This window comes from Sphingomonas koreensis (assembly GCF_002797435.1).
GTDB lineage: Bacteria > Pseudomonadota > Alphaproteobacteria > Sphingomonadales > Sphingomonadaceae > Sphingomonas > Sphingomonas koreensis.
This window is the reverse complement of sequence record NZ_PGEN01000001.1, coordinates 3321495-3335924: the sequence shown is the minus strand read 5'-3', so window position 1 is coordinate 3335924 and position 14430 is coordinate 3321495. Positions and strand designations below refer to the sequence as shown.

14 protein-coding genes are annotated in these 14430 nt (G+C 66.2%); 3 read left to right on the top strand and 11 right to left on the bottom strand.

What is annotated here, in order from left to right:
* Positions 1 to 840 carry an outer membrane protein gene (locus tag BDW16_RS15805; RefSeq protein ID WP_066573590.1) on the bottom strand — a complete coding sequence of 280 codons (840 nt, stop codon included), beginning with the start codon at positions 838 to 840 and terminating at the stop codon, positions 1 to 3.
* 146 nt (positions 841 to 986) lie between these two features.
* On the opposite strand from BDW16_RS15805, the gene parE reads away from it, so the two are divergent.
* Both parE and BDW16_RS15795 read left to right on the top strand, forming a co-directional pair.
* Positions 987 to 2966, top strand: a complete 1980-nt coding sequence (gene parE, locus BDW16_RS15800; protein ID WP_066573588.1) for a DNA topoisomerase IV subunit B — start codon at positions 987 to 989, stop codon at positions 2964 to 2966.
* Entirely contained in the window at positions 2963 to 4249 is a 1287-nt protein-coding gene (locus BDW16_RS15795) for a serine hydrolase (RefSeq protein WP_066573586.1), read from the top strand. The genes parE and BDW16_RS15795 overlap by 4 nt, the downstream gene beginning before the upstream one ends.
* Positions 4250 to 4252: 3 nt before the next feature.
* On the opposite strand, the gene BDW16_RS15790 is transcribed toward BDW16_RS15795, so the two are convergent.
* From BDW16_RS15790 to BDW16_RS15775, 4 genes are read right to left on the bottom strand one after another with little or no spacing between them, the layout of a single operon-like run.
* On the bottom strand, positions 4253 to 4774 hold the full coding sequence (locus BDW16_RS15790; RefSeq protein WP_066573972.1) for a GNAT family N-acetyltransferase: 522 nt from the start codon (positions 4772 to 4774) through the stop codon (positions 4253 to 4255).
* A 17-nt stretch (positions 4775 to 4791) separates the two neighbouring features.
* Complete coding sequence (locus BDW16_RS15785; protein WP_066573580.1) at positions 4792 to 5586, bottom strand: LysR family transcriptional regulator; 795 nt, start codon at positions 5584 to 5586, stop codon at positions 4792 to 4794.
* Positions 5583 to 5981: a Co2+/Mg2+ efflux protein ApaG gene (gene apaG / locus BDW16_RS15780; protein WP_066573578.1), complete on the bottom strand. Its 399-nt coding sequence runs from the start codon at positions 5979 to 5981 to the stop codon at positions 5583 to 5585. Before apaG ends, BDW16_RS15785 begins: the two co-directional genes overlap by 4 nt.
* Entirely contained in the window at positions 5978 to 7186 is a 1209-nt protein-coding gene (locus tag BDW16_RS15775) for a trans-sulfuration enzyme family protein (protein WP_066573576.1), read from the bottom strand. Before BDW16_RS15775 ends, apaG begins: the two co-directional genes overlap by 4 nt.
* Positions 7187 to 7269: 83 nt before the next feature.
* On the opposite strand from BDW16_RS15775, the gene BDW16_RS15770 reads away from it, so the two are divergent.
* Entirely contained in the window at positions 7270 to 8511 is a 1242-nt protein-coding gene (locus BDW16_RS15770) for a glycosyltransferase family 39 protein (protein WP_066573574.1), read from the top strand.
* Between the two features lies 1 nt (position 8512).
* Here BDW16_RS15770 and BDW16_RS15765 read toward each other — a convergent pair whose 3' ends face one another.
* From BDW16_RS15765 to BDW16_RS15740, 6 genes are all read right to left on the bottom strand, one after another.
* Positions 8513 to 9463 carry a TraB/GumN family protein gene (locus tag BDW16_RS15765; RefSeq protein ID WP_241230617.1) on the bottom strand — a complete coding sequence of 317 codons (951 nt, stop codon included), beginning with the start codon at positions 9461 to 9463 and terminating at the stop codon, positions 8513 to 8515.
* 42 nt (positions 9464 to 9505) lie between these two features.
* Entirely contained in the window at positions 9506 to 10609 is a 1104-nt protein-coding gene (locus tag BDW16_RS15760; protein ID WP_066573572.1) for a glycosyltransferase, read from the bottom strand.
* Entirely contained in the window at positions 10606 to 11652 is a 1047-nt protein-coding gene (gene leuB, locus BDW16_RS15755) for a 3-isopropylmalate dehydrogenase (RefSeq protein ID WP_066573570.1), read from the bottom strand. The genes BDW16_RS15760 and leuB overlap by 4 nt, the downstream gene beginning before the upstream one ends.
* A 49-nt stretch (positions 11653 to 11701) precedes the next feature.
* On the bottom strand, positions 11702 to 12433 hold the full coding sequence (gene recO, locus BDW16_RS15750; RefSeq protein WP_066573568.1) for a DNA repair protein RecO: 732 nt from the start codon (positions 12431 to 12433) through the stop codon (positions 11702 to 11704).
* Positions 12434 to 12548: 115 nt separating this feature from the next.
* Positions 12549 to 13466, bottom strand: coding sequence for a GNAT family N-acetyltransferase (locus BDW16_RS15745; RefSeq protein WP_083954156.1), 918 nt, complete (start codon positions 13464 to 13466; stop codon positions 12549 to 12551).
* Complete coding sequence (locus BDW16_RS15740) at positions 13463 to 14416, bottom strand: polysaccharide deacetylase family protein (RefSeq protein ID WP_066573558.1); 954 nt, start codon at positions 14414 to 14416, stop codon at positions 13463 to 13465. The genes BDW16_RS15745 and BDW16_RS15740 overlap by 4 nt, the downstream gene beginning before the upstream one ends.
* Positions 14417 to 14430: the final 14 nt, after the last annotated feature.

Genomic DNA, 14430 nt, shown 5'->3' with positions numbered 1-14430 from the left:
TTAGAAGCGGAACGCCGCCGTCGCGCGAAGCGAATGCATGTCGAACCGGCTCTGGCTGCGCGCGAAATCCGCGCCCCCCGCCAGCACGAACGGATTGGTCGCGCCCGCGGTGCCGTTGCCGACCGTCACGCCCGACTTGTCGTCGTCATAGCGACTGTAGAGATATTCGACGCCGAGCGAGAAGTTATTGCCGATCTTCTGCTCCAGCCCGCCGCCGGCCTGCCAGCCCCAGGCATTGTCGTCACCGGTGACCACAAAGCTGTTCGCGGTGTTGCTCGTCGCGAAACTGTGGTCGATCTTGGCATAGGCGCCGCCGCCGGTGGCATAGACCAGGGTCTTGGGGCCGACCGTATAACCGGCGCGGGCGCGCAGCGCCGCGTTCCAGTCGAGTTCGCGGGTCATGGTGTAGAAGGCCGGCGTGGTGCTGAACGCCGAAACGCTGTCGCTCACCTGCGACTTGCCGAACTCGCCGACCAGGCCGAGCACGACCTTGCCCATCTGCTTGTCGAAGCCGATGCGGGCGTAATATTCGATGTCGTCCTTGTCGTTCTTGCAGGCGAGGTTGTCGTTCGATGTCGCGGCACCGTTGCAGAAGCCGGGCGCGAAGGCGTTGCCGCCGGTCGAGGTCGTGATCGTGTCCCCAAAGCTGCCGTTGCGGCCAGCGTCGAACAGAATCGATTCGCCACGGTCGTTCTTCTGGATCGTGTATCCGACCGATCCGCCGACATAGAAGCCGGTGAACTCATCGCCGCTCGGGGCGTCCTGGGCCTGGGCCGGCGCCGCCGCAACAACGAGGGTCAGGGCGCCGGCAGTGGCGCCCAGCAAGGTACGCATACGCATTAGGGGGTACTCCATTGGTTACTAGCGGCGGGATAACGGTCGATTCCGCCATTCTATCCCTCACATTGCCCGAAACCGTCGATTGTGTTGCATTGCAGCAACAGCCCCGCTTGCCGGGACCCCGCGGAACGATATAGCAACAGGCGATGTCCTCCGATCTGTTCCAGCCCTCCTCCGCCACGCCCGCCAACAGCTACGACGCCTCGTCGATCGAGGTGCTCGAGGGGCTGGAACCGGTTCGCCGCCGCCCCGGCATGTATATTGGCGGCACCGACGAGCGCGCGCTGCATCACCTCGCCGCCGAAGTGCTCGACAATGCGATGGACGAGGCGGTCGCGGGGCATGCAAACCGGATCGAGGTGACGCTTGACGTCGGCAACCGGCTGACCATCACCGACAACGGACGCGGCTTCCCGATCGACCCGCATCCCAAGTTCCCGGACAAGTCGGCGCTCGAGGTGATCCTCTCGATGCTCCACTCGGGCGGCAAATTCTCGGGCAAGGCCTATGCGACGTCGGGCGGCCTTCACGGCGTCGGCATTAGCGTCGTCAACGCGCTGTCGGTCGATACGGTGGTCGAGGTAGCACGCGACAAGCAGCTCTATCGCCAGCGCTTCAGCCGGGGCCAGACGCTGGGTCCGCTCGAGCATCTCGGCGGCACCCCCAACCGGCGCGGGAGCCTGGTCAGCTTCACCCCTGATTCCGAGATTTTCGGGGAGATGAACTTCAAGCCGGCCCGGCTCTACAAGCTCGCCCGATCCAAGGCCTATCTGTTCGCAGGCGTCGAGATCCGCTGGAAATGCGCGCCCGAGCTCATCTCCGACGACACCCCGGCCGAGGCGGTGTTCCAGTTTCCCGGGGGGCTGGCCGACCACCTCAAGGAACAGCTCGGCACGCGCGAGGGCGCGACCGCAGAGTTTTTCTCGGGAACCCAGGAATTCTCCGACTCGCAGGGCCGTGTCGAATGGGCGGTAGCATGGCCGCTGTGGAGCGATGGCAGCTACAGCTGGTACTGCAATACCATCCCGACGCCCGACGGCGGCACACATGAGCAGGGACTGCGTCAGGCGCTGGTGCGCGGTATCCGCGCGTTCGGCGAGTTGGTCGGGCAGAAGAAAGCCAAGGACATCACCGCCGACGACATCATGGTCGGGTCCGAACTGATGCTCTCGGTCTTCATCCGCGAACCGCAGTTCCAGTCGCAGACCAAGGACCGCCTGACATCGCCCGAGGCGACAGCTTTGGTCGAGAAGGCCGTGCGCGACCATTTCGACCATTTCCTTGCCGACCGCATGGACCGCGGCAAGGCGCTGCTCGGCTATGTCCTCGACCGGATGGACGAACGCCTGCGCCGCAAGCAGGAGCGCGAGGTCAAGCGCAAGACAGCAACTTCGGGCCGCAAGCTGCGCCTGCCCGGCAAGCTCACCGACTGCTCGGCCGACGATCCCGCGGGAACGGAACTCTTCATCGTCGAGGGCGACTCGGCCGGCGGAAGCGCCAAGCAGGCACGTGACCGCAAGACCCAAGCGATCCTCCCGATCCGCGGCAAGATCCTCAACGTGGCGTCGGCCACATCGGCAAAAATACTTGCAAATCAAGAGATTGCCGACCTTATCCAGGCGCTTGGCTGCGGCACGCGCAAGGACTGCGTTGTGGACAACCTTCGCTACGAACGCATCGTCATCATGACCGATGCCGATGTCGATGGCGCCCATATCGCGACGCTGCTGATGACCTTCTTCTTCCAGGAGATGCCCGACATCGTGCGCCGCGGGCATCTCTACCTCGCCCAGCCGCCGCTCTATCGCCTCACCGCCGGCACAAAGTCGCTCTATGCCCGCGACGACGCGCACCGCGCCGAGATCGAGGCCAATGCATTCAAGGGCCGCAAGGTCGATGTCGCGCGCTTCAAGGGCCTTGGCGAAATGAACCCGGGCCAGTTGCGCGAAACGACGATGGATCCCAAGACCCGCAGCATGATCCGCATCACCCTTCCTCAGGAATATGAGGAACGCGCAGGCGTGAAGGATCTTGTCGATCGGCTGATGGGCACCAACCCGGCGCACCGCTTCGCGTTCATCCAGGAGAATGCTGCGCGGCTGGATGAGGAAGCGATCGACGCATGAGGCGGCTGGGCGCGCTGCTTCTGGCGATCGCCCCACCCGCCGCCTTAGCGCAGCAGCCGTCCACCCCCGTCGCCGCCGTCCCGGCGGGGCTACAGATGCGGATCGATGCGCTGCCCGCGATGGTCAACCGCGTCGGTGACTTCGAGGATTATTTTGCCCCTGCCTTCAAGGCGCAGGTGCCCAAGGCCCAGTTCGACCAGATCGGCGCGCAGTTGAAGGCGCGGTTCGGCGTGGCGGTGAAGGTCGAGAAGGTCACCGTCACCTCGCCCCACGCCGCCACCGTCGAGCTCGGGTTCGAAAGGGGCGTCGGCACCGTCCAGATCGTGGTCGACCCGGCCGCTCCACATCGCGTGACTGGCCTGCTGCTCAGCCGAATCGAGCCCCGCGACGATTCGATCGCGAAGATAGAGGCGGAGATTCGCGCGCTGCCCGGCACCACCGCGATCGGCGTCTATGCGCTGGGCGATGGCGTGACGCCCGTGACCGAACTGGCAGGCAGCCAGTCCATGCCGATCGGATCGGCGTTCAAGCTGTGGATCCTTGCCGAGGCCGCGCGCCAGGTGAACGCCGGCACGCGCAAATGGAGCGACGTCGTTCCACTGGGCGCGCGCTCGCTGCCCTCGGGCATCAGCCAGCGCTGGCCCGATGGCGTGCCGGTGACGCTGCACACGCTGGCGACGCTGATGATCTCGATCAGCGACAACACCGCGACCGACACCCTGCTGAACGCACTCGGCCGCGAGCGGGTCGACGCCATGGTTGCGCAGACCGGGGTCGCCGACGCCAAGGCGACGCTGCCGCTCCTGACGACGATGGAAGCGTTCCAGCTCAAATCGCCCGGCAACGCCGACCTGGCGGCGCAGTGGAAGCCCGCCGGGGCGGACGGCCGCCGCAAGCTGCTCGCCGCAAACCGCGCCCGGCTCGCGGCGACGAAGATCGATCCCGCGATGTTCGCCGACAAGCCGGTCGCGCTCGATATCGAGTGGTTCGCCAGTCCGCGCGACGAAGCCGCAGTACTCGACTGGCTGCGGACGAAGGGCGGCAGCGAGGCGCTGGCGATCCTGGCAGTGAACCCCGGCACCCCCGACACCGGCCTGTTCGACTATATGGGGTTCAAGGGCGGGTCCGAGCCGGGCGTGATCTACACCAACTGGCTGGTGAAGACGAAGAAGGGCAATTGGTATGCCGTCACCGGCGGCTGGACGCGCAGCGACGCCGCGGTGGACGAGCGCGGCTTCGCGATGCTGATGAGCCGCCTGCTTACACAGGTGGCGGCGCAATAGGCGTCAGCGCCCGCCCTCCCACTCGTCGCGCAACAGACCGTAGATCGTCGTATCGCGCACGCCGAGATGCGTTTCCCATTCGGCGCGCAGCACCGCCTCGAGCTTGAATCCCAGCTTCTCGAGCATCGCCCGCGAAGGCGCGTTGTCCGGGTCCGTATCCGCGAACACGCGACGCTGCCCCTCGGCGAAGATCCGGTCGATCACCGCCGACGCCGCCTCGCGCGCGATACCGCTGCCCCAATGGTCGCGCACAAGGATGTAACCGATCTCGGTGACGTTGCCCTGCCGCTTCTCGCCCGCAACGACCACGCCGATCGCGGTATCGTCGCCCTTGAGCGTGATCGCCCAGCGCCGCCATTCGGGCGCATCGCGCGCCAGGTCCGCGCGTGTTTCCTCGACGCTCGCGTGCGGCGGGCCGGACCAGTAACGCATCAGCTCGGCATCGGAGAAGGCGCGGTGAAGCGCCTCGGCATCGTCGAGCCTGCGCGGCCTCAAAATGAGCCGCGCGGTCTCGAGCGTCACCATTTCGCGTTGCGGAGGCGTCACGCCTCTCCCAGTGCCTCGACCAAGGTCTTGACCTTCTTCTGCCGCCATTGCGGGAGCGGCGCGACCATCCAATAGCCGAGGCGTGACGCCTTGGGATCGCCCAGCACCGCGACGCGGCCCGCCTCGATATCGTCGCGCGCCAACAACTCGGGCACGGTCGCCCGGCCCAAGCCCTGCGCGGCCGCATCGAGCGCCAGCCCCGCATCGCCGACGCGCACCAGCGCGACGCCCTCTTCGGCGACGCAGCCCGGCCAGGCGATCGGCGTATCCGCGTTCGAACCGGGACGGCCGACCGTCACCATGCCGTCGCTCTCCAGCGCCTCGCCCTCATGCTCGCCCGGCCCTTCGCCCCAGCGAATCGCCAGGTCGAGATTGGCTTCGGTGAAGTCGATCGCGTCGTCCGCGGTGACCAGCACGAAGCGCAGCTCGGCGTCGTCGCGGGCGATCTCGGCGAGGCGCGGCATCAGCCATTTCTCGGTCAGGTCGCGCGGCGCAGCGATCGTCAGCGACTTGGACGATTGGCCCGCCTGCATCGCGCGAACCGATTCCTCGAACTGAAGGAAGCCGGCACGCAACGCGGCCAGCCCAGCCTCGGCCTCGGGCGTCAGTTCGAGCCCCTTGGTGGTGCGGCGGAACAACACGACGCCAAGCGTGTCCTCGAGCGCGCGAATCTGCTGGCCGACCGCCGCCGGGGTCACCGCCAGCTCGTCCGCCGCACGGGTAAAGGACAGATGCCGCGCCGCCGCGTCGAGCACACGCAGGCCGTTCAGGGGAAGATGAGTCCGCTTCATTCCGCAACCGCCGGGGCCAATAGGGAGAATTTGGGGATCGCCACGTCGAACTCCATGCCGTCCGCGCCAACCATCCGGTAGCTGCCCTGCATCGATCCGGTCGGCGTCGCGAGCGGGCAACCCGACACATAATCGTAGCTGGCGCCGGGTGCGATCATCGGCTGCTCGCCGACCACGCCCTCGCCCTCCACCGAATGCCGCGAACCGCGACCGTCGGTGATGATCCAGTGGCGCGTCAGCAGCTGAACCGCCTGATGCGACTGGTTCTCGATGCGGATGTGATAGGCCCAGAACCAGCGGCCGCGATCGGGCTCCGACTGTTCGGGCAGATAGCTCACCGATACGCGCACGACGATGTCGCGCGTGTTTTCCTCCTGAGAGAAGAGCGCCTTCACAACCCGACCGAGCCGAGGGCCTGATCGAGATCGGCGATCAGGTCCTCCGGATCTTCGAGGCCGACATTGAGCCGCAGCATTCCCTCGCCCACGCCCATCAGCAGGCGCTGGTCTTCGGCGACGCCGCTATGCGTGGTGGAGGCCGGGTGAGTCATCAGCGAGCGAGAATCGCCGATATTGTTCGAGATGTCGATAAGGCCGAGTGCGTCGAGCAGCCCATGTGCCTGGGTACGCCCGCCATCCAGTTCGATCGAGAAGATCGGTCCGGCAGCCGCCATCTGGCTCATCGCCAGATTGTGCTGGGGATGGCTCGGCAGCCCCGGGAAATTGACGCGCGGCACGCGGCCCTCGAGGAAACGCGCGACCTTCAGCGCATTCTCGCTCTGACGCTGGATGCGCAGGTCGAGCGTCTCCAACCCCTTCAGTACGACCCAGGCGTTGAACGGCGACAGCGTCGGCCCGGTGTTGCGGTGGAAGGGCAGCAGCGTGTTGTTGATGAACTCCTCGGTCCCGCACACCGCACCGGCGAGCACGCGTCCCTGCCCGTCCATCATCTTGGTCGCCGAATAGGCGACGACGTCGGCGCCGAAGTCCATCGGCCGCTGCAGCGCCGGGGTAGCGAAAGCGTTGTCGACCACGGTGACGATGCCGCGTTCGCGCGCGATCGCGCAGACGGCCTTCAGATCGACCACGTCCATCGTCGGGTTGGCCGGGGTTTCGAAGAAGAACACCTTGGTATTCGGCCGGATCGCATCGATGAACTGTTGCGGGTCGCGCGCGTCGACGACCGTCGTCTCGATCCCGAACTTGGGAAGCTGCGTATCGGTCAACCAGCGGCACGAGCCGAAGGCGGCACGCCCACCGATCAAGTGATCGCCTGCCGACAGCTGGCAGAGCAGCGCCGCGGTCATCGCGGCCATGCCCGATGCCGTCGCGCGGCACGCCTCGGCGCCCTCGAGCAGGGCGATACGCTGTTCGAGCATCTCGACCGTGGGATTCTGCAGGCGCGAATAGGTCATGCCCTGCTGATCGCCCGAGAAGCGCGCAGCGGCATCGCCCGCACAATCATAGGCGTAGCCCGATGTCAGGAAGAGCGCTTCGCTCGTCTCCCCCCATTCGCTACGAGCGGTGCCACCCCGGATCGCCTGCGTCGCGGGCTTCCAGTTCTGGGTGATGCTGCGGTCTTGTCCGGTACGGCGCTTCATGGCGAACCCTCTAGAAGCCTAGGGCATGGCCGCGCAAGGGCGGTGGGTGACGGCACCCGAAAGCTACGCTATCCACGCCCCCGATGCTCGATCGCCTCGAACAACGCCCCGTCCTGCTGGCACTGCTGATCGGCATCGCAGCGCTGCTGCTGTTCGGCATCGGCGTTCAGCGCCCCAGCATCCTGATGTTCGACGAAGTCCATTACGTGCCCGCCGCGCGTGTCCTGATCGATCTCGCGCATCCGGTGAACATGGAGCACCCTCTGCTCGGCAAATCGCTGATCGCACTGGGAATGCTGATCTTCGGCGACAATCCGATCGGCTGGCGCGCAATGTCGGTGCTGGCCGGCGCGCTGACCATCGTCGGCGTCTACAGCTTCGCCCGCCGCCTGACCGGCGCGACGCGTGCAGGCCTGTTCGCGGCACTGTTCGCGATGCTTGGGCAGCTCGTCTTCATCCAGGCGCGGATCGGCATGCTCGACGTGTTTCTCGGCATGTTGCTGGTATGGGCGGGAGTTGCCTTCCTGCGCGCGATGCAAGGCGATTCGCGGCGGCGCGCGCAGTTTCTCCTATTGGCGAGCGCGATTGCGTTCGGGGGCGCCGTCGCGGTCAAATGGGCGGCAGTGCCCTATGTCGCGCTGGCTGGCATGGCGTTCCTCTGGCTGCGGCGCGGACATCCTGAGCGATTCGGCGGCACCAGCTGGTTTGCGGGCCTGACGATCCTCGGCTGTGTCAGCATCGCCACTTATTTCCTCACCTTCGCACCGGCATTCTTCTACACGACCAATCCAATGACGCTGGCCCGGCTGGTCCCGTTCCAGCTCGAGATGTGGGGCCTCCAGACGCAGGTACTGGCCCCGCACAACTACCAGTCCGACTGGTGGAGCTGGCCGCTGATGCTCCGCCCGATCTGGTATTTCTACGAACCGGATCAGGGCGCTCAGCGCGGCGTGCTCCTCATCGGCAATCCCGCGATCATGTGGGGGGGGCTAGTCGCGGTCGCCGCCTGCTGGTGGGCCGGACTGCGCGACAAGGCGGGCGCACCGCTGACCGCGGCGATCCTCTGGACCGTCTCGCTCGGCGTGTGGGCGGTGATCCCCAAGTCGCTCGGCTTCTACTATTACTACTACCTGCCCGGCATCATCCTGTCGGTCGTGCTCGCCGTCGCCTTCCAGCACTATGCCGCGAAGGTGAAGCGCAACGACGAATGGTATCTCGTGCTGTGCGTCGGGCTGTTCGCCTATTTCTACCCGATCCTTGCCGCGCTGGCGCTGCCGAGCGAGCGGAGCTTCGAACGCTGGATCTGGTTCCCCGGCTGGGCCTGAGCTAGCGCTCGGCGCGCCAAAGCGGACCCTTCACCGACAGGCCCCGACGCTCGAGCCGGTCGAGCACGCCATCTGACTCCGCGAGCACCCGGACCGGTACGACCGCAAGCGTCACGCCAGGCTGTACCAGCGCCTCGTCGATTGCCTCGATCCATTGTCCGCGCAGCGCGGAGCCGAAGCTGTCGTCGGTCCATGGCCAGCAGCGCCCCAGTGCAGTCTCCAACGGATTGCCCATCACCGCAGGAATATCGAAGCGGGTCCACGCCGTGCCACGGGCGGTAACGATATCCGGGCCGATCTCGGCCGCAGCCATCGCCGCATCGAGGCACGGGAGATGACTGGCCGGTGCCATTGCGAACAGATTGTCGAGGATATCCTTGCCCCGTACCTCCCCGACCGGACGGGTCGGAATGTCTGCACGGCGCGCCGACTTGCGTACCACATCGGTGGCGTCTTCCGTCGTATCCTTGCTGAAGGCCAGCCGCTTCGAAAGCAGGTCGAACGCAGTCATCAGGAAGTTCCCGCGGTCATAGCTCTGACCATATCTCGCTTCGAGTGCCCGCAGGCGCGCTAGCCGCTCTGCATCCAGATAGTCGGACGCAACGCCCTTTTCGGGAAGCTTGGTGAGCTTCCCACCCTTGAAGATGATCCGCAGGATATCCCCGGGTGAGACCTTGGCCTTGGTCCCCAGGATGATGCGCTGCGCGCCGGTGGCGGCGGCTTCCAGCCGCTCCGGTCGCCACGGCGCGGTCTGGGGTACATTGGTGATCTCGCCGACGAGCAGCACCACTCCGGCGGATGTCTCTATCGTCCACATCGGCGCGCCCGAGCGCCGCGCCGTGACGACAACCTCCTCTTCCGGATCCGGCACCGCTTCCTGTGCGGCGACGGAGAGGCTGGCACTCGCCCCGATCAGGGCGAGTGGAAGGAGCAGGGAATGAGAGATGGCCATCGCCCTCTCCTCGCGCGCGATCAAAGCGCGAATAAGGCAGCCCTAGTATCTGCCCCACACGAAACGCGACGACAGCGCGAAGTTCCACACCGCGGCCACCACGATCCCCGCCAGCGCGGAGGGGGCCCATTGCGCCTGCTGTACGTCGTGCAGAAACGCCGCGACCCCGACATTGGCGATCGCGCCGACCGAGCATACGATGCAGAAGCTGATCCAGCCGTCGAGCAGCGGACGGAACCCCTTCAGACGCGCATCGCGATAGGTGAGCGCGTTGTTGAGGAAGAAGTTGAAGGTCATCGCGACCAGCGTCGCGACGATGGTGCCGGTCAGGAAGCTGTATCCGAACAGCCGGTAGAACAGCCACAGCGCGCCGAAATGCACGCCCGCGCCCAGCGCGCCGATGGCGGAGAACATCGCGAACCGCACCGGAATGACGCGGCCGAACATGCGATCGTAGAGCGCGATCAGATATTCCATCGCAACGACGTGATCGAGCTTGCTCTCCCCCTCCTGCCGGGTGCGGAAAACATAGGGCAGTTCGACAAACTTCAGCGCGCGCGGGCTCGCCGTCATGATGTCGAGCAGGATCTTGAAGCCGATCGCCGAAAGGTGCGGCACCATCTCGCGCACCACATCGCTGCGGATCATGAAGAAGCCGCTCATCGGGTCGCTGAGCTCGGCCTTGAGCACGCGGCGCGACAGCCTGGTCGCGAATGCCGACTTGGCGACCCGATCCTTGTCCCATTCGCCAGTGCCGCCGCCATCGACGAAGCGCGATCCGATCGCGACGTCGAGGCCCGCATCTCCCTGCAGCGAGTCGAGCATCTTCGGAAGCAGCGTCTCATCATGCTGCATGTCGCCGTCGATCACCGCGACATGCGGCGCGGCGGTAGCGCACATCCCTTCGATCGTGGCGGAGGAAAGCCCGCGCCGCCCAATCCGCTGGATCACCCGGACGCGGGTGTCCGTCCGCCCCAGCTCACGCGCTGCATCGGCGGTGCCGTCGGGGCTGTCGTCATCGACGAAGATCGCTTCCCAACGCCGCCCTGCCAGCGCCTTGTCGAGCGCCGCCACGAGGATCGGCACGTTGCGCCGCTCGTTGAAGGTCGGAATGACGACCGCCAGTTCGAGCGGCCCAGCGCTCATGCAAGCGCCTTCAGCACGGCATCGCCCATCGCTTCGGTCGACAGAGCACCGCCCAGGTCCGCGGTGCGTGCGCCGCCGGCCAGCGCGGCGGTCACCGCGGCCTCGACCTTGTCCGCAGCCGCTTCCATGTCCAGCGAGTAGCGCAGCAGCATCGCCGCCGACAGGATCGTCGCGCAGGGATTGGCCTTGCCCTGTCCGGCAATGTCAGGCGCCGAGCCGTGGATCGGCTCGTACAGCCCCTTGCCGCTGCCGTTGAGCGCGGCGGAAGGCAGCATCCCGATCGATCCCGCGCACATGCTCGCCTGATCGGACAGGATATCGCCAAACAGGTTGCCGGTGACGATGACGTCGAACTGGCCGGGATTGCGCACCAGCTGCATCGCGGCATTATCGACATACATATGGGTCAGCTCGACATCGGGGAACTCTGCCGAAACCTCGATCACCACGTCGCGCCACAGCTGAGAGGTTTCGAGGACGTTGGCCTTGTCGACCGAGCAGAGTTTCCTGTTGCGCACCTGCGCGGTTTCGAAGCCGACGCGGGCGATCCGTGCCACCTCGTCCTCATTGTACGACATGATGTCGTACCCCTCGCGGCGGCCGCTCGCGGTAGTGCGCATGCCCTTCTCGCCGAAATAGACGTCGCCGTTGAGCTCGCGCACGATCACCATATCGATCGCGCCCGCCACCTCGGGCTTGAGCGCCGACGCATCCTCAAGGCCCGGGAACAGCCGTGCCGGGCGCAGGTTCGCGAACAGCTCCAGTTCCTTGCGCAGACCCAGAATGGCCTGTTCGGGGCGCAGGTGGCGATCGAGACCGTCACAGCGAGGGTCGCCGACTGCACCGAACAGCAGCGCATCGGCACGCTTGGCTAGGTCTAGCGTGCGCGCGGGAAGCGGGTGCCCGTCGCTGAAATAGGCCGCGCCGCCGACAGGCGCTTCCTCGAAGCTCAACCCAAGATCGAGCGCATCGAGTACGCGTCGCGCCTGCGCGGTGACTTCCGGGCCGATCCCGTCGCCGGGAAGAATTGCGATCAAAGGCATCTATGCTCCCACCCACTCAGGTCAGGGGCGCATTACCGCCTCGCACGGATCACGCAACCGCCCTGTTGAGCCGATCGACCAGCCGTGCACGTGCCGCGAGCACTTCGGCGGCCTTGCCGTGGAGCAGATCGCGTTCGAGGAAATGCGCGGTGAGTTTGAGCCCGGCAACGATATCGTCCCACTCAGCCGGTCCGCCCGCTACCACGAACCGCGGCAGCCCCAGCAGGCGGGATTCATAGCCGACGGCACCCGAACGGCTCACCGCGATGCCGCTCTTTGGGCTGACAAAGGCGAGATCGTCATTCGTCCCGGTCGCGGCACAGCGGCTAAGATCAAGCCCGAAGCCGAGCTCGGCAAGCATCAGCAGCTCATACCGCACCAAGGCCGCCGCCCAGCCGCGCGCTGCGGGCGCCGCCTCGATCGCGTCGAGCAACCCCTCCAGCGCGGAGTGAACCAGCGGATAGGGTTGTCCCTCAGGCAGCGCTGCGGCGGTGAGCGCGGTTGCCCATTCGAACGCCGCGGCGGGAAGCGGCTCACGGAACATCGGCGCGCGGCTATGCATCAGCTCGACCGTGAGCGCGGGCAATTGCTCCTCGGTCCGCGCGCGCCACTCGCCAAGGATGACGTTGCCCGGCTGGAGCACCGGGCGAAGCTGGCGCGAGCGTCCACCGCGCACATAGCCCGCCATAAGCCCCGCCTCCGCCGTCAGCGCCCGCACGATCGCCCCGGATTCGCCGTGCGGACGGATCGCGAGAACGATGGCGGAAGCGGCGAGGTGCATGGAGGTGGTCTAGACGGTCCGACCGGACACGGGAATCGATGTCTGCGCGGCATTGCTCCCCTTCATCCCAGCCTTATGGCGGGTGACGGCTAGAGCCTGGATGGTATAGCGAACCTCACCCCCGCCGCAGCTTCTTGCTCAGCCCGTCCAGCCCGGCGGCCTCGACCAGCGCCTTGCCGCCCGCGACCGCGCGGTTGAAGCTGCCCAGCGCTGTGGTCGCTGCGCGGTTGGAAAGACTGGGACGGAGCAGCAGCAGATCGAGGCACGCGACACCGTCGGTCGAGAACTGGCGTTTGTGCTGCCCCTCACCCTCGGTGAAATCGAAGCGCGCAAACCTCCCCTCCTCGAACAGGTCGCGAAACGCTTCCATCTGCAGCACCGCGCCGGGTGAGAGATCGTTGAACGCGGTATCGTGCCCGACATATTCGTAGATCAGCGTCTCGCCCGCCGCAGGACAGTAGAGATAGGCCGCGGGCTTGCCGCCGATATGAAGCAGCCATGCGCGCACCTTGTCGGCCGCAGCATTCTCCAGCATCGCGCGAACGAACTCCGGCGTATCCGGCAACCCCTCACCCATCAGCTTCTCCTGATAGGTGTTGACCGCAATGCCGCGTGCGATGCGGTGGAATTGCTGCAACTCCACCGGGGTACGGAAACGCCGCACGTCGAGCTGCCCGCCCGATGCCTGCGCGACCTTCTTGGCCTTGCGCTTCACACCCTGCCGGGCGCTCGACGACAGACCGGCGAGATAGCCGTCGTAGCCTCCCGTCAAATCCGCGAAATATCGCGTGTAACGCTGGCGAACGAAGCCGATCATTCCGCCAGAGGCAAAGGTCATCGCCTCTACCCGGTCTTCGGGCAGCGAAGTGACGACATAGCCCTGGGCTTCGTCAGGCAGTGGCGGAAGCGCGGGCAACTCCCCTTCTCGCGCCGCATCGAGGCTGATCGCGACCGGGACCAGCTTTCGTTTGACGCGCAGCACCGTGCGCGCACCGATGCGGAAATTGAGCGCAGCGGCCGCAACACTGGTCACGCAGCACGTTCCGACACGAGGTTCGACCAGAGCTGCTGCGCCTGCCGGATGCGGGTGCGGATCAGGCTTGGGCCAAGCGGCACGTCGTTGTGATCGAGCGGCAGGCCGGAGAGTCCGGCGAAATGACTGGTGACGAGCGCGCCGCGGCGCTCATCGAGCATCCGGCACAGCGCCTCGAAACGCCCGACATGCACCGCATTGGCGCGGATGCCGGCGCGGTTTGCGAGTTCGAAGCCGTGGCTGACGATCGTCACCGCGGCATGGCTTGCGCGCACGGCGTGATCGAGCGCGTCGCGCATCTCCGCGGTCGACAGCGCGCAGATCTGGAAGTGACGCAGATGCCCGGCGCGATCTTCGATCAGCGTCACCGGCAGCTCGATCACCCCTCGATGCTCGGTCGGCGCGATCTGGCGTTCGTGCAGCCCGATCGCGCTGGGCCAAGGATGTTCGGAGCCGTTATGGCTGCTGTCGTATCGGATGCCGAGCTCGGCAAGTGCCGTCAGCGTGTCGTCGCTGGCCGAGTAGCTGCCTGACCGGAACGCGATCGGCCGCGGTGCGCCCGCTGCAACCAGCAGGTCCGACGCCGCGCGGATCAACTCGCGCTGCTCGATCAGCGTGAAGTCGATCAGCTCGAACGAGGCGTGCTGGGCGCGATCCTCGGCACTCGCTGCGGCCCAGTTCGGGTGAAGATGCAGTTGCACTTCCTGCCCCGCTTCCAGGATCGCGCCGACCACCCGCCTGATCGGATCGAGGCCATAGGCGACCGCAGGCATCGGATCGACGAAGAAGGTCGCCTTGAGATCATGTTCGGCGAGCTTGCGCAGCTGATAGCCGATCCCCACCCCCGCCGGTTCCAGCGAGCGCTCGGCGATGGTGTCGATGTCCAGCCCCGCGGCGTGGTGACGCCACATCAGCTCGGTATCGACAGTCAGGAACGCGCGAGTCGGCATGACGTCGCATTATC

What these genes read in the sequence shown, in the direction of transcription:
- BDW16_RS15805 (WP_066573590.1), bottom strand. Translation starts at nt 840, where the DNA reads ATGCGTATGCGTACCTTGCTGGGCGCCACTGCCGGCGCCCTGACCCTC.
- parE (WP_066573588.1), top strand. Translation starts at nt 987, where the DNA reads ATGTCCTCCGATCTGTTCCAGCCCTCCTCCGCCACGCCCGCCAACAGC.
- BDW16_RS15795 (WP_066573586.1), top strand. Translation starts at nt 2,963, where the DNA reads ATGAGGCGGCTGGGCGCGCTGCTTCTGGCGATCGCCCCACCCGCCGCC.
- BDW16_RS15790 (WP_066573972.1), bottom strand. Translation starts at nt 4,774, where the DNA reads ATGGTGACGCTCGAGACCGCGCGGCTCATTTTGAGGCCGCGCAGGCTC.
- BDW16_RS15785 (WP_066573580.1), bottom strand. Translation starts at nt 5,586, where the DNA reads ATGAAGCGGACTCATCTTCCCCTGAACGGCCTGCGTGTGCTCGACGCG.
- BDW16_RS15775 (WP_066573576.1), bottom strand. Translation starts at nt 7,186, where the DNA reads ATGAAGCGCCGTACCGGACAAGACCGCAGCATCACCCAGAACTGGAAG.
- BDW16_RS15770 (WP_066573574.1), top strand. Translation starts at nt 7,270, where the DNA reads ATGCTCGATCGCCTCGAACAACGCCCCGTCCTGCTGGCACTGCTGATC.
- BDW16_RS15765 (WP_241230617.1), bottom strand. Translation starts at nt 9,463, where the DNA reads ATGGCCATCTCTCATTCCCTGCTCCTTCCACTCGCCCTGATCGGGGCG.
- BDW16_RS15760 (WP_066573572.1), bottom strand. Translation starts at nt 10,609, where the DNA reads ATGAGCGCTGGGCCGCTCGAACTGGCGGTCGTCATTCCGACCTTCAAC.
- leuB (WP_066573570.1), bottom strand. Translation starts at nt 11,652, where the DNA reads ATGCCTTTGATCGCAATTCTTCCCGGCGACGGGATCGGCCCGGAAGTC.
- recO (WP_066573568.1), bottom strand. Translation starts at nt 12,433, where the DNA reads ATGCACCTCGCCGCTTCCGCCATCGTTCTCGCGATCCGTCCGCACGGC.
- BDW16_RS15740 (WP_066573558.1), bottom strand. Translation starts at nt 14,416, where the DNA reads ATGCCGACTCGCGCGTTCCTGACTGTCGATACCGAGCTGATGTGGCGT.